Annotated in this window: 21 protein-coding genes; 6 read left to right on the forward strand and 15 right to left on the reverse strand. The window is 72.9% G+C overall.

What is annotated here, in order from left to right:
- Positions 1-7: 7 nt before the first annotated feature.
- From ACIBEA_RS06415 to ACIBEA_RS06435, 5 genes are all read right to left on the reverse strand, one after another.
- The gene (locus tag ACIBEA_RS06415; RefSeq protein ID WP_399258588.1) at positions 8-898 is read right to left on the reverse strand and encodes an LGFP repeat-containing protein; all 891 of its coding nucleotides are present in this window, start codon (positions 896-898) and stop codon (positions 8-10) included.
- 199 nt (positions 899-1,097) lie between these two features.
- Positions 1,098-2,684, reverse strand: a complete 1,587-nt coding sequence (locus ACIBEA_RS06420) for a serine/threonine-protein kinase (protein WP_399258590.1) — start codon at positions 2,682-2,684, stop codon at positions 1,098-1,100.
- A gap of 42 nt (positions 2,685-2,726) precedes the next feature.
- Positions 2,727-3,551, reverse strand: a complete 825-nt coding sequence (locus ACIBEA_RS06425) for a serine/threonine protein kinase (protein ID WP_399258592.1) — start codon at positions 3,549-3,551, stop codon at positions 2,727-2,729.
- 205 nt (positions 3,552-3,756) lie between these two features.
- Entirely contained in the window at positions 3,757-4,512 is a 756-nt protein-coding gene (locus ACIBEA_RS06430; protein WP_399258594.1) for a 2-phosphosulfolactate phosphatase, read from the reverse strand.
- A 125-nt stretch (positions 4,513-4,637) separates the two neighbouring features.
- The gene (locus ACIBEA_RS06435; RefSeq protein WP_399258596.1) at positions 4,638-5,429 is read right to left on the reverse strand and encodes a metal-dependent hydrolase; all 792 of its coding nucleotides are present in this window, start codon (positions 5,427-5,429) and stop codon (positions 4,638-4,640) included.
- A 143-nt stretch (positions 5,430-5,572) separates the two neighbouring features.
- Here ACIBEA_RS06435 and ACIBEA_RS06440 point away from each other — a divergent pair, with 143 nt between their 5' ends.
- The 3 genes from ACIBEA_RS06440 (at position 5,573) to ACIBEA_RS06450 (ending at position 9,622) form a co-directional block, all read left to right on the forward strand.
- A complete protein-coding gene (locus ACIBEA_RS06440; protein WP_399258598.1) occupies positions 5,573-8,086 on the forward strand; it encodes a DEAD/DEAH box helicase in 2,514 nt (837 codons plus the stop codon).
- Between the two features lie 118 nt (positions 8,087-8,204).
- A complete protein-coding gene (locus ACIBEA_RS06445) occupies positions 8,205-9,212 on the forward strand; it encodes an acyl-CoA thioesterase (protein WP_399258600.1) in 1,008 nt (335 codons plus the stop codon).
- Between the two features lie 8 nt (positions 9,213-9,220).
- Entirely contained in the window at positions 9,221-9,622 is a 402-nt protein-coding gene (locus ACIBEA_RS06450; protein WP_399258602.1) for a YchJ family protein, read from the forward strand.
- Here ACIBEA_RS06450 and ACIBEA_RS06455 read toward each other — a convergent pair.
- On the reverse strand, positions 9,586-10,374 hold the full coding sequence (locus ACIBEA_RS06455) for a DUF6397 family protein (RefSeq protein WP_399258604.1): 789 nt from the start codon (positions 10,372-10,374) through the stop codon (positions 9,586-9,588). The genes ACIBEA_RS06450 and ACIBEA_RS06455 overlap by 37 nt on opposite strands.
- Before the next feature lie 121 nt (positions 10,375-10,495).
- The gene (locus ACIBEA_RS06460) at positions 10,496-10,894 is read right to left on the reverse strand and encodes a roadblock/LC7 domain-containing protein (protein ID WP_354379350.1); all 399 of its coding nucleotides are present in this window, start codon (positions 10,892-10,894) and stop codon (positions 10,496-10,498) included.
- Between the two features lie 106 nt (positions 10,895-11,000).
- Between ACIBEA_RS06460 and ACIBEA_RS06465 the strand changes: the two genes are divergently transcribed.
- On the forward strand, positions 11,001-11,429 hold the full coding sequence (locus ACIBEA_RS06465; protein ID WP_399258606.1) for a PPOX class F420-dependent oxidoreductase: 429 nt from the start codon (positions 11,001-11,003) through the stop codon (positions 11,427-11,429).
- Positions 11,430-11,451: 22 nt separating this feature from the next.
- On the opposite strand, the gene ACIBEA_RS06470 is transcribed toward ACIBEA_RS06465, so the two are convergent.
- From ACIBEA_RS06470 to ACIBEA_RS06490, 5 genes are all read right to left on the reverse strand, one after another.
- Positions 11,452-12,087 (reverse strand): GTP-binding protein, encoded by a 636-nt coding sequence (locus tag ACIBEA_RS06470; RefSeq protein ID WP_399258608.1) that lies wholly within the window; start codon positions 12,085-12,087, stop codon positions 11,452-11,454.
- Between the two features lie 114 nt (positions 12,088-12,201).
- A complete protein-coding gene (locus ACIBEA_RS06475; protein ID WP_399258609.1) occupies positions 12,202-12,582 on the reverse strand; it encodes a DUF742 domain-containing protein in 381 nt (126 codons plus the stop codon).
- A gap of 17 nt (positions 12,583-12,599) precedes the next feature.
- Positions 12,600-13,043 carry a roadblock/LC7 domain-containing protein gene (locus ACIBEA_RS06480; protein WP_385778116.1) on the reverse strand — a complete coding sequence of 148 codons (444 nt, stop codon included), beginning with the start codon at positions 13,041-13,043 and terminating at the stop codon, positions 12,600-12,602.
- Positions 13,043-16,045: a nitrate- and nitrite sensing domain-containing protein gene (locus ACIBEA_RS06485; RefSeq protein ID WP_399258611.1), complete on the reverse strand. Its 3,003-nt coding sequence runs from the start codon at positions 16,043-16,045 to the stop codon at positions 13,043-13,045. Before ACIBEA_RS06485 ends, ACIBEA_RS06480 begins: the two co-directional genes overlap by 1 nt.
- Positions 16,046-16,118: 73 nt before the next feature.
- Positions 16,119-16,895, reverse strand: a complete 777-nt coding sequence (locus tag ACIBEA_RS06490; protein ID WP_399258613.1) for an MHYT domain-containing protein — start codon at positions 16,893-16,895, stop codon at positions 16,119-16,121.
- A 160-nt stretch (positions 16,896-17,055) separates the two neighbouring features.
- Here ACIBEA_RS06490 and ACIBEA_RS06495 point away from each other — a divergent pair, with 160 nt between their 5' ends.
- Positions 17,056-17,655: a class I SAM-dependent methyltransferase gene (locus tag ACIBEA_RS06495; protein ID WP_399258615.1), complete on the forward strand. Its 600-nt coding sequence runs from the start codon at positions 17,056-17,058 to the stop codon at positions 17,653-17,655.
- 40 nt (positions 17,656-17,695) lie between these two features.
- On the opposite strand, the gene ACIBEA_RS06500 is transcribed toward ACIBEA_RS06495, so the two are convergent.
- On the reverse strand, positions 17,696-18,610 hold the full coding sequence (locus tag ACIBEA_RS06500) for an oxygenase MpaB family protein (RefSeq protein WP_399258617.1): 915 nt from the start codon (positions 18,608-18,610) through the stop codon (positions 17,696-17,698).
- A gap of 135 nt (positions 18,611-18,745) precedes the next feature.
- Here ACIBEA_RS06500 and ACIBEA_RS06505 point away from each other — a divergent pair, with 135 nt between their 5' ends.
- Positions 18,746-19,525, forward strand: a complete 780-nt coding sequence (locus ACIBEA_RS06505) for a hypothetical protein (protein WP_399258619.1) — start codon at positions 18,746-18,748, stop codon at positions 19,523-19,525.
- A 111-nt stretch (positions 19,526-19,636) separates the two neighbouring features.
- On the opposite strand, the gene ACIBEA_RS06510 is transcribed toward ACIBEA_RS06505, so the two are convergent.
- Together ACIBEA_RS06510 and ACIBEA_RS06515 are read right to left on the reverse strand one after the other, a co-directional pair.
- Complete coding sequence (locus ACIBEA_RS06510; RefSeq protein ID WP_399258621.1) at positions 19,637-20,182, reverse strand: MOSC domain-containing protein; 546 nt, start codon at positions 20,180-20,182, stop codon at positions 19,637-19,639.
- Positions 20,183-20,207: 25 nt separating this feature from the next.
- Positions 20,208-20,396: a hypothetical protein gene (locus ACIBEA_RS06515; RefSeq protein WP_399258623.1), complete on the reverse strand. Its 189-nt coding sequence runs from the start codon at positions 20,394-20,396 to the stop codon at positions 20,208-20,210.
- Between the last annotated feature and the right edge of the window lie 146 nt (positions 20,397-20,542).

Raw genomic sequence — 20,542 nt, forward strand, 5'->3', positions numbered from 1 at the left:
CTCCTGATCACGAAGCGAATGGATGGTCGTCAGTTGGTGGTGGTCCAGGTGCCCCGGGCGGGGTTCCAGTGGATGGTGACCTTCTGGAAGCGCTGGGCCTTGCCGCCCGCCTCGTCCACATGAACAACCCCCGCTCGAAGAACTGGTAACGGCCGCGGGTTCCGTCTGGTGCCTGCGCGGCGTCCGCCTCGTCCATCGTGGGGAACCCCCAGGCCCGCTCCGCGTCCGTCGCCCAGAACTTGGCCAGGATGTCCCCGTAGATCGCGTGGGCCTCGTCCGGGTGCCAGAGGACGATCCCGTTCTGGAAGCCCTGGAAGCGGGCGCCCATCATGGCCGCCTCCTCGGCGCGGACCGGCCGGCCGAGGGGGCCGCCGTGGCCGCCCAGGCCCTCGTACTTCGCCCCGATCGCGCCGTACGGCTGGAAGGCCTCGTCCCGCTGCGCCCGGGCGGCTCCCTCCACCGCGTCGTACCGGTCCGGATAGGCGGAGCGCTGGACGGCCTGCGCGAGTTGGCCGGGGGTGCTGCCCTCCATGCCGGGCTCCATCTGGAGGGCCACCTCGAAGAACGTGCCCGCCGCGTAGTCGACGTCGAGGATCTGCTCCCGCGAGCCCCACCCCTGCGAGGGCCGCTGCTGGAAGACGCCGAGCGAGTCCCGGTCCCCGCAATCGAGGTTGTTCATGCGGGACTCGACCCATCCGGTCTCGAAGCCTGCGAGCATCACCTTGTCGGAGACGTTCATGCGCTGACCGACCTCGTAGACCTTGCGCGTCACCGCGATGTCCCGCTGCGCCGGGATGTCGCAGAACATTTCGGCGGTCGCGGTGTGGCCGAGGGGGCCGGGCACCCGCTGGACTCCCTGTGCCCGGGCCGGGGCGCACAGGGCGGACACGGCCGTCATGACCAGGAGGACCACTGTTCTCGATCTCGTACGTCGTACCGCCTCGCCACGCACCAGCCTGCTCCTTCGCTGCGGTTCGCCTTGCGTCGGCCTCCGTGTGGGGGGTGCGGTCCGCGGACCGACGGGCCACAACGTACGGGCGGGGCAGGGCGGGACCGCATCCGGAACGCTCCGGAGTGACAGCGCGCGGTGGTGTCCGCTACCTCTGGTTCCCGGTGCCGGTCGGTGGCGCCGGGCACGTCGGCAGCGGGGGGCTGCCCTCGGTGCGTACGGCGGGCAGCCAGGCGTCGGGGCGGGCCGATCCGGGAGGGAGGTGGACGTGGTACCACTGGGTCGAGCGCGTGCCCGACTCGTCGATGATGGGCATCCCGTCGGGGAGTTGGCAGTCGGCGTCGAGGACGTCGCCGTGCCACACCCGGGTCGCCACGACGTTGTCGGTGGTGTACGGCCGCAGGGGGTCGATCGCCAGGCCGAGGCTGCACTGTGCGTCCCGGTCCGTCCGGGCCAGGCAGCTGTGCTCGGCGTTGAACACCACGACCGGGTACGACGCTTCGGTCATCCGGCCGCTCGCCGAGTTCCCGTTCGCCCCGGGCGGCGCGGATCCGCCATCGCCCCGCACGGCGTACGCCCAGCCCGCGGCGAGCGCCCCGCACACGGCGACGGCCGCGAGGGCGGCGAGGGCCCGGCCGCGCCGCCGCGCGGCGGGGCGTGCGGCCCCGGTGCGGTCGGACGCCGCGCGGTCGGACGCCGTGCGGGCCGCGATGCGGGTGTGCAGGCTGCCGGCGGTGTGGGGGGCGCGCGTGACGTGGTTCGGAGCCAGGCAGTCGGTCGCGAGCGCGCGCCAGAACGGCGGCACCGCGGTGTCCAGCCGCAACGGTGCCCGTCCGTCGGCGTACTCCTGCGCCACGGCGCCGCGCGCCATCGGGGTGGCGCCGGGGAAGGGCGAGGCTCCGGCGGCGAACACCTCGTGGATCACGATGCCCAGCGCCCAGATGTCGGCGCTCGGGCGGACCTCCACCCCGCGCTCGCCGAGCGGGGCCTTCCAGCGTTCGGGCGGGAGGTAGTCGAAAGTGCCCATCGGGGGTGCGTACCCGTGGGTGCCTTCGATGCCGGTCAGTTCCGTGGCGATGCCGAAGTCCGCGAGCTTGGCCGAACCGTCGTCCATGATCAGGACGTTGTCCGGTTTGAGGTCGCCGTGCACCCACCCGGTGCGGTGCAGGTGGGCGAGGCCCTCGCAGACCTCCTCGATCAGTCTGGACCCCTCCGCCTCGCTCACCGGCTCGGCCAACAGGTCGCGCAGGCTGCACCGGGCCCGTTCCATGACCAGGACGATCGCGCCGTCCAGGAACGGCTGGTCCGGGTCGCTGAGCACGACGGAGTCCAGGAGCCTGATCAGGCGCGGGTGGCGGGAACGGCTGCACAGCTCGACCTCGCGACGCGCGGCCTCCGCGACCGACCGGGCCTGGCGCGGGGAGAGTCCGGCGGTCGGCAGGAACTTGAGCGCGACGTCGGCGGGGGCGGGATCCACATCGGGACCCGGGCCGGTGTCGGGACCCGGGCCGGTGTCCGGAACCGCGTCGCGCACCGGACCGTCGGCGGACGCCCGGGCGCGGGGGGCGCCGTCGACGGGGCGTCCCGCGTAGACCGTGGCCCAGCCGCCTGCCGCGATCGGCTCGACGACCTCCCAGGCGCCGACGCGGTATCCGCGCGGAAGGGGCCGCGCGCACTCACTTCCCGCTGTGTCGGCCGTGCCGTGCACCGTCTGCTCCTCCGGCCCGCCGGCCATCTCGGTCCGCTCCCGCGCCCGCCGCGGGACGCCCTGCGGGGGTCATCGCACCGTCTCCCGCTTGCGCGTGCCGGCCGGGAAGCGGGGCGGCAACAGCGCGAGGTGCTCCTCCCGGACGAGCCCGAACCGCAGGGCGAGTCCGACGAGCGTCTCCCGCTTGCCGTTGCGCCGTGTGCTGCGGCGGGGATCGCACTCCGCCGGGGCGCTGATCCGCATCTTCTCCTCGGCGAGGTAGTCGATGTGGGAGCTGACCGCACGCGCCGTCAACAGTGCGCAGGCGGCGTGTCCTTTGAGTCGCTCGACGATCTCGGGAGTGGTCGGCACCGCGACCGGCGACTCGTCCCGCAGGCGCGGTTCGCAGAGCGCGACCAGGACGAGGAAATAGGTGGCCGTCTCGTCCAGGGAGTAGGCGTTGACGGTACGGCTCCCCCCGGGACCGCCGCGACCCGCCGCGGCTCGCATGACGTCCGGGTCCAGGTAGACGTGGTCGGGCGCGAACACCTGGAAGGAGACGGTGGAGTCGCCGCGCGTGGGCAGCACCACCCGCGAGAACTCGAAGGGAATGGGCGCCCCGGCCCGGCGCGGCGGCACCCGGAGGTACTCCCCCGCCCCTTCGGGGTTCTCCACCAGATAGCTCTGGTGGGCACTGTGGTTGCTGAGCTGCCAGTGGTCTTCGGTCACCCGGATCTCCCCCGCCAACCGGGAGATCGCCGGGTCGACGAGCCGCAGTTCCACCGGCGTCGTCGTGGACCCCCGCCCGAACCGGGCCGTTTCACCTGGCCCGAGCCGTAATGTCACTGCGTCGCCGAAAGGCTCCTCGCCCACGCCGTCGTTCCCTTGCGGCAGGTAGACCACTATCCCGCTCACGGTTCCCCCGTTCTCGACCCGCGCCAGCGGGCTTCGCCCCAACCGACGTTACCCACCCGTAAAGGAGTTCGACGCCGGGATGCGGCCGCATTGGCTGGGACTCACCGTGAGACTGTCCGACCGGTCGGCATGTCCGGCCGGGGGCGCGGGTGGTGGCGTCGGCCCGTCCGGCAGCCACGGCCAGAGCCACCCCGGCGGGGGGCGGTCACCCACCTGCCGTGAACGCTCCGTCGGTCAGGATCGGGACGATGTCGCAGGCGTCCACTTCGGTGGCGATGTCCACGTCCCCGGCGAAGCCTCCGCCCGTGAGCTCTCGACCGGATGCGCTGCTGGTGACCGCGATCACGACATCCGGCGTCGCCTCGAAGCAGTCGGCCGCGGCGGCCGCTTCGGGCGACAGCGGGCCGCCACTGTGCTTCCGTAGGGTCGCGAGGACCGCTCCGGCGCCGAGCAGATCCTCCAGCGCGGGGCGCAGAGTGCCGTCGGGCCATCGCTCGCCCGATGCGATCACGGCGACCGGGCGGTCGACGGTTCCGAAGCCCTGACGGGCGAGCCAACGGCCCACCGCCGACGCATTGCGCAGGCAACCGGCGATCACCAACGCCTCCCCGGCCGCGGCGGCGATCGCGGAACCGTTGGGAGAGGGCAGGACCAGGCGCGGGGTGAACGGGGCACTCCGCAGCGCCGCCGGGGACAGCGACCACGGGAACGCCGGCGTGGCCGTCCGCCGACCGACGGCCAACCGTGCCCCCATCTCATCGGCGAACCTCGACGCGGACTCGTCACGCCAGGCATAGGGGAAGACTCGCGTCCCGGACTCCACGGCCACCGTCACCGAGGTCGTGAACGACAACACGTCGACGACCACCACACACGCGACGCCCGCCGCGAGCCGCTGCGCGCCGACGGGCCCCCAATCGAATCGCGCTCCACTACCTGACTGCGAAAACCAATCGTCCATGGCTGAATACCGTCCCCTCATATCCGGATAGCGACGCCGGTGGGTCCGACCATCCATCGGAGCAGCCACCCCGCCGCCCTTGATTCAGGCCCTCGCCGGAGCAACTCGGCATCGCCCTGATCGCCCTAGATGAAGCCGAGCGCCGCTGCGCCGCCGACGCCGCCGAGCAGCATGAACACCGGCATGAGGACCTTCAGCTCGACCCAGCTGCCCGCGCGGAAGCGCATCATCTTCGGCGGGCCGATCGGGTACCAGCGCTTGCCGGCGATCGGGATGGGCCACAGGACGGGGCAGCCCGACACGGTCAGGGCGTCCCCGATGTCGTGGACCAGGGCGCCGAGCACGATCGGCAGGCCGAGCCACAGGTACTCCTGGCCGGGACCGGTGAACAGCCAGTTCGCGCCGTTGCCGGGCTGGTCCAGCACACCGGCCAGTATCCAGGCACTGGTGGCGCCGAGGAGCCAGACGAGTACGTCGCTGGACATCCGGGCGGCCCGCCAGAGCAGACCCTCGACGGCGAGCACGAGGTGGACGAAGAGCAGGGCCAGGACGCCCCAGCGGTCCGTGGTGACCGCCAGGGCCGAAGCTCCGCCACCGATCAGGACGGCCCACAGCCAGGTGTGGGTGAGGGTGCGGTGGCCGCCGGTCCGGCGGGCGTCGCGCGGGGCGCGGGTGGCCTTGTAGACAGCGTAGGAGATCTTGTCGACCACCTCGCACAGGCCGCGGGACAGCGGCCCGAAGGCGCGCGAGATCGTCGCCGACTTGTGGTCGAGGTCGGGGGCCAGGGCAGCGCCCGCGCAGATGAGCGCCCCGACGACGAGGACCGGCCAGGGCATGGGGTAGCCGGCGGCCGCGGTCGCCGCGCCCACCCCCAGCCAGGCCGCTGCCCCGGAGAGTGAGTGCGCCGGACCCATCATGTCGTTCCCGCCCCAGTGGTGTGGAGGTCGGGCCCAGTTGACGGTTTCGTTCGGACCCGGTCGACGGCACAGCGTACCGTCGATGATCTTCTTTCCCGCCGCCGGTTCCCTCATCCGGCGGGAAGCCAGGCAAGATGGGGGGTGTGACCCTCATTGATCAGCTCCCGCCGAACGCCGACCCCGACGCCCTCTTCGAGGCTTTCTCCTCGTGGGCGGAGGACCAGGGCATCACCCTGTACCCGGCGCAGGAGGAGGCCCTGATCGAGGTCGTCTCGGGCGCGAACGTGATCCTCTCCACGCCGACCGGCTCCGGGAAGAGCCTGGTGGCCGCCGGAGCGCACTTCACCGCACTGGCCCAGGACAAGGTCACCTTCTACACCGCGCCGATCAAGGCCCTGGTGTCGGAGAAGTTCTTCGACCTGTGCAAGCTCTTCGGCACCGAGAACGTCGGCATGCTGACCGGCGACGCCTCGGTCAATTCGGACGCCCCGGTGATCTGCTGCACCGCCGAGGTACTGGCCTCCATCGCGCTGCGCGACGGCAAGAACGCCGACATCGGCCAGGTCGTGATGGACGAGTTCCACTTCTACGCCGAACCGGACCGTGGCTGGGCCTGGCAGATCCCGCTCTTGGAGCTCCCGCAGGCACAGTTCATTCTGATGTCGGCCACCCTCGGTGACATGAAGCGGTTCGAGGAGGACCTGACCCGGCGCACCGGGCGCCCGACCTCGTTGGTCCGCTCCGCGACCCGGCCCGTCCCGCTGTCGTACGAGTACGTCACCACGCCGATCACCGACACCATCACCGAGCTGCTGGAGACCCGGCAGGCACCCGTGTACATCGTGCACTTCACCCAGGCCCAGGCGGTCGAGCGGGCGCAGTCGCTGATGAGCATCAACATGTGCACGCGTGAGGAGAAGGACAAGATCGCCGAGCTGATCGGCCACTTCCGCTTCACCACCAAGTTCGGCCAGAACCTCTCGCGCTACGTCCGCCACGGCATCGGCGTGCACCACGCGGGCATGCTGCCGAAGTACCGGCGGCTGGTCGAGAAGCTGGCCCAGGCGGGTCTGCTCAAGGTCATCTGCGGCACCGACACGCTCGGCGTCGGCGTGAACGTCCCGATCCGCACCGTGCTCTTCACCGCGCTCACCAAGTACGACGGCAACCGGGTGCGCACGCTGCGGGCGCGCGAGTTCCACCAGATCGCCGGTCGGGCCGGACGGGCGGGCTTCGACACCGCGGGGTACGTGGTCGCCCAGGCGCCCGAGCACGTGATCGAGAACGAGAAGGCCCTGGCGAAGGCCGGCGACGACCCGAAGAAGCGCCGCAAGGTGGTCCGCAAGAAGGCCCCCGAGGGCTTCGTCGCCTGGTCCGACACCACGTTCGAGAAGCTGATCGGCGCCGACCCGGAGCCGCTGACCTCGCGCTTCAAGGTCACCAACATCATGCTGCTGTCGGTCATCGCCCGCCCCGGCGACGCCTTCCAGGCCATGCGCCACCTCCTGGAGGACAACCACGAGCCGCGCAAGAACCAGCTGCGCCACATCCGCCGGGCCATCGCGATCTACCGCTCCCTGCTGGACGGCGGCGTGGTCGAGAAGCTCGACGCTCCCGACGCGGAGGGCCGCACCATCCGGCTCACCGTCGACCTCCAGCAGGACTTCGCGCTGAACCAGCCGCTGTCCACCTTCGCGCTGGCCTCCTTCGACCTGCTGGACCCGGAGTCCCCCTCCTACGCGCTGGACATGGTCTCGGTCGTGGAGTCCACGCTGGACGACCCGCGCCAGATCCTCGCCGCGCAGCAGAACAAGGAGCGCGGCATCGCCGTGGGCGCGATGAAGGCCGACGGGATCGAGTACGAGGAGCGGATGGAGCGCCTCCAGGACGTCACCTATCCCAAGCCGCTCGAAGAGCTGCTCCTGCACGCCTACGACGTGTACAGCAAGAGCCACCCGTGGGTCCGCGACCACCCGGTCTCCCCGAAGTCGATCATCCGCGACATGTACGAGCGCGCGATGACCTTCACCGAGTTCACCTCCTACTACGAGCTGGCCCGAACCGAGGGCATCGTGCTGCGCTACCTGGCCGGCGCCTACAAGGCGCTCGACCACACCATCCCGGACGACCTCAAGTCCGAGGACCTCCAGGACCTCATCGCCTGGCTCGGCGAGCTGGTCCGCCAGGTCGACTCCAGCCTGCTCGACGAGTGGGAGCAGCTGGCGAACCCCGAGGTGGAGACGGCGGAACAGGCACAGGAGAAGGCCGACCAGGTCAAGCCGGTCACGGCGAACGCCCGCGCCTTCCGGGTCCTCGTCCGCAACGCCATGTTCCGTCGGGTGGAGCTGGCCGCCCTGGACAACCTCCACGCGCTGGGCGAACTGGACTCCGAGTCCGGCTGGAACGCCGATGCCTGGGGTGATGCGATGGACGCCTACTGGGACGAGTACGACGACCTCGGCACCGGTCCGGACGCGCGCGGCCCCAAGCTGCTGATGATCGAGGAGGACGCGGAGCACGGCCTGTGGCGCGTCCGCCAGGCCTTCGCCGACCCCAATGGCGACCACGGATGGGGCATCAGCGCCGAGGTCGACCTCGCGGCCTCCGACGAGGAGGGCCGGGCGGTCGTCCGGGTCACCGCCGTCGGCGAGCTCTGACCCTCCCGCACCCGTCCGGTCCGCCTCCGTCCCGTCCGGGACGGCGCCGGCCACACCTCCGTCCGGCGCCCTCGACACCACCGGCACCGCCGCCCCCGACCTCAGTGGAGAACCCCTGATGACGAACCCCGCCGAGAGACTGGTCGACCTGCTCGACCTGGAGCAGATCGAGGTCAACATCTTCCGCGGCCGCAGTCCCGAGGAGTCCCTCCAGCGGGTCTTCGGCGGCCAGGTGGCCGGCCAGGCGTTGGTGGCGGCGGGCCGCACCACCGAGGGCGGCCGCCCGGTCCACTCGCTGCACGCGTACTTCCTGCGCCCCGGGATCCCCGGGGTGCCGATCGTGTACCAGGTGGAGCGGGTGCGTGACGGGCGCTCCTTCACCACCCGACGCGTCACCGCGGTCCAGCAGGGCAGGACCATCTTCAACCTCACCGCCTCCTTCCATCAGCCGGAGGACGGCAGCATCGAGCACCAGCTGCCTCCTCGTCTGGACTTCCCGCACCCCGACACGCTGCCGAAGGTCGCGGACGAGATCCGCGAACACCTGGGGGCGCTGCCCGAGGCGCTGGAGCGGATGGCCCGTCGTCAGCCCTTCGACATCCGGTACGTGGACCGGCTCCGCTGGACCCCCGAGGACCTCAAGGACGCCGATCCGCGCAGCGCCGTGTGGATGCGCGCGGTCGGCCCGCTGGGCGACGACCCGCTCGTGCACACCTGCGCCCTGACCTACGCCAGTGACATGACCCTCCTCGACGCCGTGCGCATCCCGGTGGAGCCGTTGTGGGGGATGCGCGGTTTCGACATGGCGAGCCTGGACCACGCCATGTGGTTCCACCGTCCCTTCCGCGCGGACGAGTGGTTCCTCTACGACCAGGAGTCCCCCATCGCCCACGGGGGCCGGGGGCTGGCCCGCGGCCGGATCTACGACGTGGAGGGCAGGCTGCTGGTCTCCGTCGTACAGGAGGGCCTGTTCCGCCCCTACCCCGCCCGGCCGCCGAAGCCGAGCCGACCTGCCTCACTCACCGCGCCGTCGGAGGCCTCGGGAAGCTCCGCATCCTCGGAAGGCCCCGAACGCTCCGCCCCACCTGCCCCGTCCGCCCCGTCCGACCTGTCACCGAAGAGCTGAGCGCGCCCATGCCGACCCCGGTCCTCCCCTGCCCCTGCGGGCTGCCCGCCGCCTACCCGGACTGCTGCGGACGCTTCCACTCCGGCGAGCGGCAGGCGCCCACCGCGGAGCTGCTGATGCGGTCCCGCTTCAGCGCCTTCGCCGTCGGGGACACCGCCTACCTGCTCCGCTCCTGGCACCCCTCGACCCGCCCGGGGCGGCTCGATCTGGATCCCGGCCAGCGCTGGGAGCGCCTGGAGATCCTGGGTACCGAGCGCGGCGGGATGTTCGAGACCGAGGGCACGGTGGAGTTCCGGGCGCACTACCGCGAGGGCGGGCACTCCGGCTCGCTGCTCGAACACAGCACCTTCTCCCGCGAGGGCGGCGCCTGGGTCTACGTCGGCCCCCTCTCCCCCGTCGTCTTCGACTGATCCCTGGCGCCGGCGAGCGCGAACTCCAGGCTGGTCCGGTACCAGCGCAGCTCGTCCGGGGGCTCCGCCCGCAGCAGGGCGGTCGCGACGGCCGCCGCGGCCGGGACCTGCGGGTGACCGTAGGGCGGGGGCGGGGCGAGCCCGGCGAGCAGGATCCGCTCGGCCCGGTCGGGCACCGCCTGCTCCAGCTCCGCCTCCGGCAGCACGGAGGCCAGGACCGCCGCCCGCTCCCACGGATCCGCGGTGCGTCCCAGCAGCAGCCCCACGTGTCGGCCGCGCCACCGCCGGGGCCTCAGATCGGCCCGGGCCTCGACCAGTGCCCTGTCCTCCGGGGGCGCGCTCCCGCGCAACAGCGCCGGCTCCCTCACGGTGAACTCGGCCAGCTCGGCGGCGAGGTAGAGCCAGACGACGGCCCGGTAGCGGTTGATCCGGTAGCCGACCGGTGTGACCCGCCCGCAGCGCGCGAGCCGGGTGAACCGACCCGGGCTCATCCCCATCGACCCGGCCGCCTCCGCCGCGCCCACCGTCCGCACCCGCTCGCGCAGGGCGTCCGGGAACCCGGCGGCCCTCCTGACCCGGTCCAGCTCGCCGCGCGCGAACCGCGCGGCCCCGCTCGACGCGCACGGCCCGGCCCGCACCATCCCCAGCTGCACGGCCCGGGCGAGCTCGCCCCGCCGCAGCCCCAGCTCCTCGGCGGCCCGGGCTCCGCCGACCACCTCTGCCACCCCGACGGGCCCCGACCCCGCCGTCACGTCCCTGCTCCTGACCTCCATCACGGTCCTCCCCCACACAGCTCGATTACCCTGTGTGAAGACCGTAACGCAGAGCGACGGAAGCCCGCGAGCCCTGTGGATAACTCCCCTGCTAGGCCGCCTATCCGCCGGTGATGCGCCGCTCGGTGACGCCCAGGTGCTCGCCCACCCGGTTGACCAGCAGCGTCATCTCGTACGCGACCTGCACGTAGTCCGCCTCGGTCGCGGTCAGCACGCACAGTGAACTGCCCGCTCCCGCCGCCATCACCAACAGCACGCCCTCGTCGTACTCGATCACCGTCTGGCGCACCTCACCGGCCCGGAAGTGTCGCCCGGAGCCCTTCGCGAGGCTCTGCAGTCCGGCCGCGACCGCCGCCAGGTGCTCCGCGTCCTCCCGCGCCAGGCCCGCGCTCGCGCTCGTCACCAGCCCGTCGTTGGAGAGCACCACCGCGTGCCGGACCTGCTGGACCCTGCGCGTCAGGTCGTCCAGCAGCCAGTCGAGCTGCTTGTCCAGTGCCATTTTCCGCCCCTCCACGTCGACCCGGCCGGCCCGGCCGCGCCCACCCCCGCATAGTCGTCCCGCAAGCCTTGCCCACCAGCGGCTTTCCGGCAAGGAGGATGTCTCCATGGCACAGAAGATGACTCAAGAGGAATGGCGCGGGTTCGTCTCGCACTCCACCCGCACCGGAAAGCTGTCGACCGTCCGGGAGGACGGAAGCCCCCACATCGCTCCCATTTGGTTCGTACTCGACGGCGATTCCTTCGTTTTCAACACCGGTAAGGACACCGTCAAGGGGCGCAATCTGGTCCGCGACGGCCGCGTCGCCCTCTGCGTGGACGACGACCGGCCGCCGTTCTCCTACGTCGTCCTGCAAGGACGGGCCACGATCACCGAGGACATGGACGACACGCTCTTGTGGGCCACCCGGATCGGCGGGCGCTACATGGGCGAGGAGCGGGCCGCGGCCTTCGGCCGCCGCAACGCCGTCCCGGGCGAACTCCTCGTCCGGGTCCGGATCGACAAGGTGATCTCGGCAGTGGGCATCACCGACTGAGGCCCCCGCGCAGGCCCGGCCCTCACACGGAGTCCGCCTGCGGCTCGACCGCGTCGAGGAGCCGGGCGGTGTGCATCCGCCCGGCGTACTCGACCAGCCTGATCAACACTTCCTTCCCCGAGTCCTTGTCCCGCGCGTCGCACAGCACCACGGGAGTGCCCGACTCCAGGTCGAGCGCCCGCGAGACCTCGTGCGCGCCGTAACCCCGGGCGCCCGAGAAGCAGTTGACGGCCACCACGAAGGGGATGCCCCGGTGCTCGAAGTAGTCGACCGCCGGGAAGCAGTCCTGTAGCCGCCGGGTGTCGGCGAGCACCACCGCCCCCAGCGCGCCCTGCGACAACTCGTCCCACAGGAACCAGAAACGGTCCTGCCCGGGCGTCCCGAACAGGTACAGCGACAGGCCCTCCCGGATGGTGATCCGGCCGAAGTCCATGGCCACCGTGGTCGTGGTCTTCTGGTCCACCCCGCCCGTGTCGTCGACCAACTCGCCTGCCTCGCTGAGCAGTTCCTCGGTCCGTAGCGGACGGATCTCGCTGACGGCGCCCACCAGCGTGGTCTTGCCGACCCCGAAGCCGCCGGCCACGAGTATCTTCAGGGCGAGCGGAGCCAGTTCCTCCTCCGCTGCCGCTTCCGGCCCCTGGACGTGCTGTCCCATCATTGTCGTCCCATCCGTCTCGTACCGTCCGTCTCGAACCGTGCTCTCGCACCGCGCGTATCGAAGCGTGTGTCGCGGCGCCGCCCGTCCCGTCGCCGCCGGTCCCGCACCGCTCCGTCACAACGCCCGCAGGCCTTCGATGACCTCGCGCAGGATCCGCTCGTCCGGCAACCGGGCGGGCGGTACGGGCCTGCTCACCCGGACGTGGCCCGCCTCCAGCAGGTCCCCGAGCAACACCCGGACCACGCCGACCGGCAGGTCCGCGTCGGCGGCGAGCTCCGCGACCGACTGGGTCTCCGAGCGGCAAAGTCCGAGCAGGGCGCGGTGTTCCGGTCCGAGCAGCGATTCCTCCGCCGCGTCCGCGGCTCCCGGTTCGACGACCACCAGCGCGATCAGGTCGAAGCGCACCCCGTGCGGACCGGGCTTGGTGCGCCCGCCCGTCATGGCGTACGGGCGGACCAGCGGGCCCGCGTCGGCGTCGTACCAGTGGCCGTTCACCGTTTCGGCCGCCGCCCTCAACCCGCGGCCGGGGGGTGCGCCGCGAACCGGGACGGGGTGTAGAGGTGTTCGCCGACCCGTTTCACCAGCCGGGCCATCTCGTAGGCGATCAATCCGATGTCGGCGCCCGCACCGCTGAGCACGGCCAGGCAGGAGCCGTCCCCGGCCGCCGCGACGAAGAGGAACCCCTCGTCCATCTCCACCATCGTCTGGCGCACGCCCCCGGCGTGGAAATGCCGCCCCGCGCCCTTGGCCAGACTGTGGAAGCCGGAGGCCACGGCTGCCAGGTGCTCGGCGTCCTCCCGGCCCAGCGCACTGGAAGCGCCCACTGCCAGGCCGTCGTTGGACAGGACGACCACGTGCCGGACCTCCCGGACCCTGACCACGAGGTCGTCCAGCAACCAGTCCAGCTCGCCGGACCGGCGGACGCCCTCGATGTCGATCCGCTGGTGTTCGATCATCACTCTGCTCCTTCGTTGTCGGTGGGGGTGACGTCTCGGGTGCCGCGGGCCCATCCGTCGCGGTAGGCCGCCATGCGGTCGCGGGCCTCCTCGGGGCTGCGCCCCGGCGCGTCCTGCGGGGTCCGGGGGGCGGACGCGTTCTTCCGGTCGGGGGCTTCGCGCAGCTGGGGGACGAGGCTGGCCTGGCGGACCCTGCGGGGCAGTTCGGTCACCCCGGCCAGTACCGGCTCGGGTTCGGGCTCGCGCCGGGGCGGCGCCGCCGCGAGGTGGGGCGCCGGGCCCGCGGAGCCGCGGAGCCGCAGGCTGGCCACCGGCGCGGGGCGCGGGTCCCGCTCCACGGGGGTCCGGGGCGCCGCCGCGATCCCGCGCGGGTCCTCCCGTACGGCGCGGACCGCGGGGCGGGCCCGTTCCTCGGCGGCCGGGGTCTTCGGGGGCGCCGCCTGGGGGGCGGAGAGGGCCGAGAACGCCGGGGACGGCGCCGGAAGGCTTGAGCGGTCCGCAGCCTCCGCGGCGACCGGTGCACCCGATGTGCCCGGCCCGGCCAACGCAGGGGTCGATTCGACGGCCGGCCGGGCAGCTGGTGAGGGAACGGGTCCGGGGGCCGGTCGGTCCGTCGATGCCACGGCCGGTGCTGCTGCGGCGTCGTCCGTCGCGCCATCCCTCCGCTCGTCGTCGCCCGCGGTGAGCGCGCCCTGGAGAAGCGCGTTGGGCAGCAGGACGACGGCGGTGGTACCGCCGTAGGGCGAGGTCCGCAGCTGGACCCTGACCCCGTGGCGCGCCGAGAGGCGGCTGACCACGAAGAGCCCGAGCCGGTCGCTGTCGAAGAGGTCGAGCGCTTCGGACTGTTCGATGCGCCGGTTGGCGTCGGCGAGGGACTCGCGGCCCATGCCGAGCCCGCGGTCCTCGATCTCCAGCACGTACCCGGCGCCCACGGGCTCCCCGCTGACCCGGACCTTGGTGTGCGGAGGGGAGAACTGGGCGGCGTTCTCGATCAGTTCGGCCAGCAGGTGCGTGAGGTCGGCGACGGCGCCGCCGACGACGCCCGCCTCCGCGAGCCCGCGGACCTCGATCCGCGGATAGTCCTCGATCTCGGAGACGGCGGCCCGCACGACGTTGGTCAGCGGGACCGGCATCCGCCAGGCGCGCCCCGGGGCCGCCCCCGACAGGATGATCAGGCTCTCCGCGTGCCGCCGCATCCGGGTCGTCAGGTGGTCGAGTCGGAAGAGGTCACCCAGCTCCCCCGGATCGTCGGTGCGCCGTTCCATCGAGTCGAGCAGCGTGAGTTGCTTGTGGACCAGGACCTGACTGCGCCGGGCCAGGTTCACGAACACGCCGGAGACCCCGCTCGCGAGTTCGGCCCGCTCCACGGCGGCGCTCAGCGCGGCCCGGTGGACGGTGGACAGGGCCTCCCCGACCTGTGCTATCTCGTCCTCGGCGGGGTGTCCCGGCGGGGCTTCCGCGAGGACGTCGATGTCCTGACCGGCGCGCAACCGGTCCATGGCGTGCGGGAGTTTGCGGTGGGCGATCTCCAGGGCGCCGTTGCGCAGCGACACCAGCTCGACGACGAGTCCGCGCCCGATGCGTACGGAGATGACGAGGGAGACGGCCACGGCGGCCAGGCCGAGGAGGACGGCGGCGCCGGAGGGGCTGACCAGACCCTGGGCCAGGGGCGCGGTCCGGTCGGTGGAGGCGTCGTGCGCGGCGCTCGCGACGGCGCGCATCGAGCTGGTCACGCCGGCGTACGCGGGCGCCCAACCGGCGGGCGGGTCGTGCGCGTCGCGTCCGGTCCCGGCGGCCAGGGCCCGGTCCTCGGCCGCGGTGAGGTCGGCGTAGACGGCGCTCTTGGCCACCGCCCGCCAAGCGGTCCGCTGGGCCGCGGGCAGGTCCTGGGCGGCGCTGTCGGTGAGGATCCGGCGGGTCTCGATCGCGCCGGTCAGCTGGCGAAGCGTTTCCGCACTGCGCGGCCCCGGTACGGCGAACAGCGCGTCCTCCCGGGCGAGCAGCTCGGCGGCCCGCCCGAGCTCCAGCAGGACGCGGGCGTCGACGCCCAGCTCCGCGTCCTGGCCGCCGCTGAGCGCGCCCTCGACGGCGAGGGCGGAGTCGACGACCCGGGTGTAGGCCGCGTAGGCCGCGTCGGGGGTGGCCTTGCGGTCCGTGACCTCGCGGCGGGTGGTCGCGAGCGCATCGGCAGCCGCCACGAAGGTGCGCATCCGGCCCGCGAGTTCGGCCGGGTAGCCGCCCGAGTCGGCGACGGTGTGCGCGTCGCCGAGGCGGAGTCCGTCGATGGCGGCACCGGTGCGGCGGCCCTGTTCCAGCAGGGCCGCCCCCTGCTCGGCGGCAGCGGCCGGGTCCGCGAGGAAGCGGACCGCGGTGACCCGCTCGGCCTGGAGCGCCGCGACCGCGCGGTCGACGGGGGTGCGTATCCGGTCGTCGACCTGCTGGGCGCGGCCGATGCGGGCGACGTCCTGGGCGGTGCTGACCGTCGCGAAGGCCCACAGGGCGAGCAGTGAGACCACCGGGACCATCAGGAGGGAGACGACCTTCGCGCGGACCGTCCCGGAGGAGCGCATGGACCACAGCCCGCGGCGGGCGTCGGGGGCCCCGCCGCTCGCGGCCGCCGCGGTTGCGGTTGCGGCGAATCCGGAGCTGCCGTGTCCGTAGGTGGTGGGCCCGGGGCCGCCGCCCGCGGGGGCTCCGGCCGAGGTTCCGGGCGGGAAGGCAGGGCCCACGGCGAAGGCGTCGGGGGCGGCGGACGGCCCGGGCGCGCCTCCGGGGCGCGTCGCGGGCGCGTCCCCGGGTCTCGCCAGGGGTGAACGGGCGCCGGGGGCGTACGCCCGCCCCGGGCCGGTCGACCGGCCCCGGGCCGTTGCCGTGGGCGGTGCGTCCGGGGGGCCGGGGTGGGGCTCGTCGGCCGGAGGCCCGGCGTGCGCCCGGCGGCCGCGCGCCGGGGGCGCGGGGTGCCGCGGCGCCGCTGCGTCCGGTTTTCTGCGGGGTGTGCGCATGGGGGTCCTCGTTCCGATGCGGTGCGTGCGTTACGTGCGGGGCGTGCGTTACGTGCGGTCGGGCTCGGCGGGATCAGTGGGCGGCGACGTGGGCCCCCAGGCTCTGCGCGGAGGCCGACGCGGCGCGCTCGTCGGCGGTCGGGGAGAGGGCGACGAACGCCGAGGTGATGAACAGGTACGAGCCGAGGCCGACGGCGAGGGGGAAGACGAACTGCATCAGCGGGGCCCCGGGCAGGGGCGCGTCCGAGGGGGTGACCTGGACGGAGACGGCGAGCATCCCCGTGTAGTGCATGCTGCTGACGGCGGCCCCCATCACCAGTGAGGCGACGGCCACGGCCACCGGGGACTTGATGTTGACCGCCGCCCAGAGGGCTGCGGTGGCCGCGACGACCGCGATCGCGACGGAGAGGCCGACGACCAACGGGTCGTACGAGACGTGTCCGTGCATGCGCAGCGCTGCCATGCCGAGGTAGTGCATGCTCGCGACGCCCAGGCCGGTGGTGAGGCCGCCGAGCACGAGCGAGCGGCCGCGATCCCGGCCGTAACCGACGGCGAAGACCCCGGCCCCTACGACGAGGAGGGCGCCGACCAGGCTGAGCAGGGTCAGCGGCACGTTGAAGTGGATCTCGGTGCCCGTGACGCCGAAACCGAGCATCGCGACGAAGTGCATCGTCCAGATGCCGGTGGCGATCGCCGACGCCGCGGTGAGGAGCCAGTTGCGGCGGGAGCGTCCGGTGGCGGCGAGCGCCTGGACGGTGCAGCGCAGCCCGAGGGCCGAGCCGATGCATGCCATCACATACGACAGTACGGGTGTCAGCCAACCGTAGGCCGCGTGGTCGAGGTGTCCCATGGCCACGGGACGCTAGTCCGGGTGAGCCCACGAACAGGGGGAGCATTTCGAAAGACGCTGGAACTGCTGGAATATGACAGACAGGCGTTCATCTTCGATCACACCGGGTGCCATCCTGCGCACTGTCCGCACGCAGCGGCAGGTGGGGGATCATTGGCGCATGAGCGAAGACCACACGCACGTACAGGAGTTCTTCGGGGCGCGAGCGGCCGACTGGGACCGGAAGTTCCCCGGGGACGGTCCCGCCTTCGCCGCCGCCGTGGCCGAATTCGACCTGCGACCCGGCGACCGGGTGCTCGACGCGGGCTGCGGGACGGGGCGGGCCCTGACCGAACTGCGCTCCGCCGTCGGCCCCTCGGGGACGGTGCTCGGCGCCGACCTCACCCCGCAGATGCTCGCCGCGGCGGTGCGGGCCGGGCGGGCGGCGGCGGGTGCGCTGCTGCTGGCGGACGTGGCCCGGCTGCCACTGCGCGACGGCGGACTCGACGCGGTGTTCGCGTCCGGGCTGATCGCCCACCTGCCCGACCCCGAGGCCAACCTGCGCGAACTCGCACGCGTGGTGCGCCCCGGCGGGCGCCTCGCCCTGTTCCACCCGATCGGCCGGTCGGCCCTGGCCACCCGCCAGGGCCGGGAGCTCACCCCCGGGGACATGCGGGCCGAGCACAACCTCGGCCCGCTGCTCGCCGGTTCCGGGTGGGACCTGGTCTCGTACGCCGATGAGGACGCCCGCTTCCTGGCCGTGGCGGTCCGCCGCCCCTGAGGTCACCCTCCTCCCCCGGCGCCACCCGGGCGGGCACCCCTCAGGCGGGGGGCGGCGCGTCGGCCCCCTGGGGTCGGCGGGGGTGCGGAACCGGGCAGCCGCCGGCACCGGACGTCGGGAAGGTGCCCAGCTCCCCCACGTCGTAGCCCCCGGGGTACCCCTTGATCTCGGGGTTCTGCCGGGCGTAGTGCGGCTGCGCGCGGGGCGGCAGCAGGCGGACCGCGCGCCCGCGCAGCCGCAGCGCGCCCTGGACCAGCCCGCGCACGCGGGGGTGCGGCGGCTCGTAGCGGAACGCGCGCAGCAGCGGCTCGTCGAGGAGGGCCCGGCCCGCGCCGCGCACCAGCGGGGCGAGCGGGGCCGGGTACCAGGAGGCCATCAGGTCGAGGGTGGCGTCGGCGACCGCGCGACCGCCCTCGTGCCAGCCGAAGTGGGCTTCCTCGTACGCGTTCAGCGTGGCTTCGAACTCCTCGAAGGAGTCCGGGACGTCCGTGATGCCCAGGTGCTGCCCGAGGGTGGCGTAGTACCGCGCGCACGCCCGCTGTTCGTGGTGGGTCAGCGCGCGCCAGCCGTAGACGTCCAGCCAGCGTTTCGGAATCACCACGAAGGTGCACAAGACGTAGCGCATGTCCTCGTTGGAGATGGTGTAGCCGCCGTGCATCCGGTTCACGCGCCGGATCGCGGCGCGCCCGGTGTCGCTGTCGAAACCGTGCTCCAGCACCGCGTCGAGGAGCAGCGCGGTGTCGTCGTAGCGCTTCTGGGCGCGGCCGGTGAACTCGCCGGTCTCGGCGAGCAGCCCGCCGATGCTGGGGACGGCGTACGTCCGGTGGAGGGCCAGCTCCAGCGCTCTGGCGAAGTCCCAGGGGAACTCGTAGGTGGCGGTGAGTCGGTAGATGGCCAGGAAATCCCGCTCCGGATCGAGCCCGAGGATCTCTTTCAGCCGGTCGTAACGCTGCACCGGGCGTCCCTTTCTGTGGCGGGCTCCCAACTCTACGTGCGGGCAGCTGCCTTGGAAATCGGTGCACTCCCGCTCTCGACTAGGGGGTTACTCGCTGGTTAGGGTGCGCCGACAGATGAGCCACCAGGAGGGTACGTGTCCGACGAGGAGGGCGACGGTTCGCTGTACGTGCTGTCCGCCGTATTGCTGACCCCGGCCCAGTTCCCGAGCATCCTGGGAGACGACTACCCGGAGGCCTGCTCGTTGCTCGGCGTGCCCGCCGCCGGGGACGGGTACGGGCTGGTGCTCGGCCAGGACGAGGACGGCGCCCGCTGGACGGTGGTCGTCGACGACGTCGCGCTCGTGGCGACGGCCATCGCCTCCTGGGACTGCGGGATGGAGTACGACCTCTCGCCCGACGAGCGCAGCATCGTGGTCTCCCTGGCGGGCTGGCCCCTGGCCCTGTCCGTCGCCGCGCCCGGCATCCCCGAGCCGCACGATCCCGAGCAGGGCGCGGACGGCACGGGGCGGGTACCGCTGGCTCCGCCCTCCGCCGAGAGCTGGGGGCCGGTCCAGCGGCGGATGGGCGCGGACCAGATCGCCCGCCAGTGGGCCGAGTGGCGCGAGCGGTTCGACTCCGACGGCGGCGGTCAGCCCGTCGAGCACCCGGGGCTGGCCCGGGTGCTGGAGCAGGCACGGGCCTACACCACCGCGCCGCCACCGCCGGGGCGGGTGCGGTCCGCCTTCGCCGGCGAGGGCGCCAGGACCCTGCGGGTGGACGGGCCCGGGTGGTCGCTGGTGGCCCGCACCGACGACATCGCCTTCGTCCTGCTGGACGAGGGCCCGAGCGAGGTCATCCCGGTACCCCGGGACGGCGACGCGGACCTGCCCGGACTCCTGGCGGCTCTGGACGGGGTCGCGGTCCGGCCGGTGTGAGCGGACGGGCGCGGGCGTGAACGGGTGCGGGTGCGGGTGGACGCGGGCGCGGGTCGGCGCCGGCGACGGCGCGGGTCGACCCGGGCGCCGGGGGCCTCAGCGGCCCGCGCGTCAGACCCGTTCGAGCGCGACGTGCGGCCGCGGCGGCAGGGTGACGCTGATGGCGTCGCCCGGGCGGATCGTGCCGCCCTCGCGGACCACGCCCATGACGCCCGCCTTGCGCACCACCCGACCCGTCTCGTCCCGGCCCACCACCTGCTTGAGCAGGCCCTGCTGGAACGCGTCGATCTGGAGGCACGGGTTGCGCAGACCCGTGACCTCGACGACCGCTCCCTCACCGAAGCACAGCAGCGCACCGGTCGGCAGGCCGAGCAGGTCTATGCCCTCGGTGGTCACGTTCTCCCCGAGCTGACCCGCTGCGACCTCGAAGCCCTCCTGCGCGACCTCGTCGAAGAGCTCGCGGTGGATCAGGTGGACCTGCCGGAGGTTGGGCTGCGTCGGGTCCTGGGCGACCCGGGAGCGGTGCTTGACGGTGACCCCCGCGTGCACGTCCCCTTCGACACCGAGACCCACCAGGAGCGTGATGCTCTCCCGCGTGGGCTTGGTGAACGAGTACACGTCATTGCTGTTGACCGCCGTGACCAGGCCGGTACCCATCAGGCACTTCCCCCCTCGGACGCTGTCAGCGCCCTATTTGCCTTCTGTTCTTCGACACGCCGCGCAGTCGGCGCCGCTGGGAGGGATCGAGCATCAGGTAGGCGGCGGCCGGTACCCCGATCAGGACCAGCAGACCCACCCAGAATCCGACCGTGAAGAACAAGATGATCGCTGCCGCCACTCCGGCCGCGGCGACCTTTCCGCTCGTCGACATCGGGGACCCCTCTCCTCGCGTGCTCCGACTGCTTCTTCCTCTGTAACGCGACCGCCCGACCACTCGTTCCCGACCGCTCGTTCCCGGCCACCGGACACACCAGGTGACGTGATCCGGGTCACGGCCGGACAGTGGGTTCTCCGCGT

The sequence above is a fragment of the Streptomyces sp. NPDC051555 genome, from assembly GCF_044454405.1.
GTDB lineage: Bacteria > Actinomycetota > Actinomycetes > Streptomycetales > Streptomycetaceae > Streptomyces.

Excerpts from the sequence above, each read along its gene's own strand:
- ACIBEA_RS06415 (WP_399258588.1), bottom strand. The coding sequence starts at position 898 with ATGACGGCCGTGTCCGCCCTGTGCGCCCCGGCCCGGGCACAGGGAGTC.
- ACIBEA_RS06420 (WP_399258590.1), bottom strand. The coding sequence starts at position 2,684 with ATGGCCGGCGGGCCGGAGGAGCAGACGGTGCACGGCACGGCCGACACA.
- ACIBEA_RS06430 (WP_399258594.1), bottom strand. The coding sequence starts at position 4,512 with ATGGACGATTGGTTTTCGCAGTCAGGTAGTGGAGCGCGATTCGATTGG.
- ACIBEA_RS06435 (WP_399258596.1), bottom strand. The coding sequence starts at position 5,429 with ATGATGGGTCCGGCGCACTCACTCTCCGGGGCAGCGGCCTGGCTGGGG.
- ACIBEA_RS06445 (WP_399258600.1), top strand. The coding sequence starts at position 8,205 with ATGACGAACCCCGCCGAGAGACTGGTCGACCTGCTCGACCTGGAGCAG.
- ACIBEA_RS06450 (WP_399258602.1), top strand. The coding sequence starts at position 9,221 with ATGCCGACCCCGGTCCTCCCCTGCCCCTGCGGGCTGCCCGCCGCCTAC.
- ACIBEA_RS06460 (WP_354379350.1), bottom strand. The coding sequence starts at position 10,894 with ATGGCACTGGACAAGCAGCTCGACTGGCTGCTGGACGACCTGACGCGC.
- ACIBEA_RS06465 (WP_399258606.1), top strand. The coding sequence starts at position 11,001 with ATGGCACAGAAGATGACTCAAGAGGAATGGCGCGGGTTCGTCTCGCAC.
- ACIBEA_RS06470 (WP_399258608.1), bottom strand. The coding sequence starts at position 12,087 with ATGATGGGACAGCACGTCCAGGGGCCGGAAGCGGCAGCGGAGGAGGAA.
- ACIBEA_RS06480 (WP_385778116.1), bottom strand. The coding sequence starts at position 13,043 with ATGATCGAACACCAGCGGATCGACATCGAGGGCGTCCGCCGGTCCGGC.
- ACIBEA_RS06485 (WP_399258611.1), bottom strand. The coding sequence starts at position 16,045 with ATGCGCACACCCCGCAGAAAACCGGACGCAGCGGCGCCGCGGCACCCC.
- ACIBEA_RS06490 (WP_399258613.1), bottom strand. The coding sequence starts at position 16,895 with ATGGGACACCTCGACCACGCGGCCTACGGTTGGCTGACACCCGTACTG.
- ACIBEA_RS06495 (WP_399258615.1), top strand. The coding sequence starts at position 17,056 with ATGAGCGAAGACCACACGCACGTACAGGAGTTCTTCGGGGCGCGAGCG.
- ACIBEA_RS06510 (WP_399258621.1), bottom strand. The coding sequence starts at position 20,182 with ATGGGTACCGGCCTGGTCACGGCGGTCAACAGCAATGACGTGTACTCG.
- ACIBEA_RS06515 (WP_399258623.1), bottom strand. The coding sequence starts at position 20,396 with ATGTCGACGAGCGGAAAGGTCGCCGCGGCCGGAGTGGCGGCAGCGATC.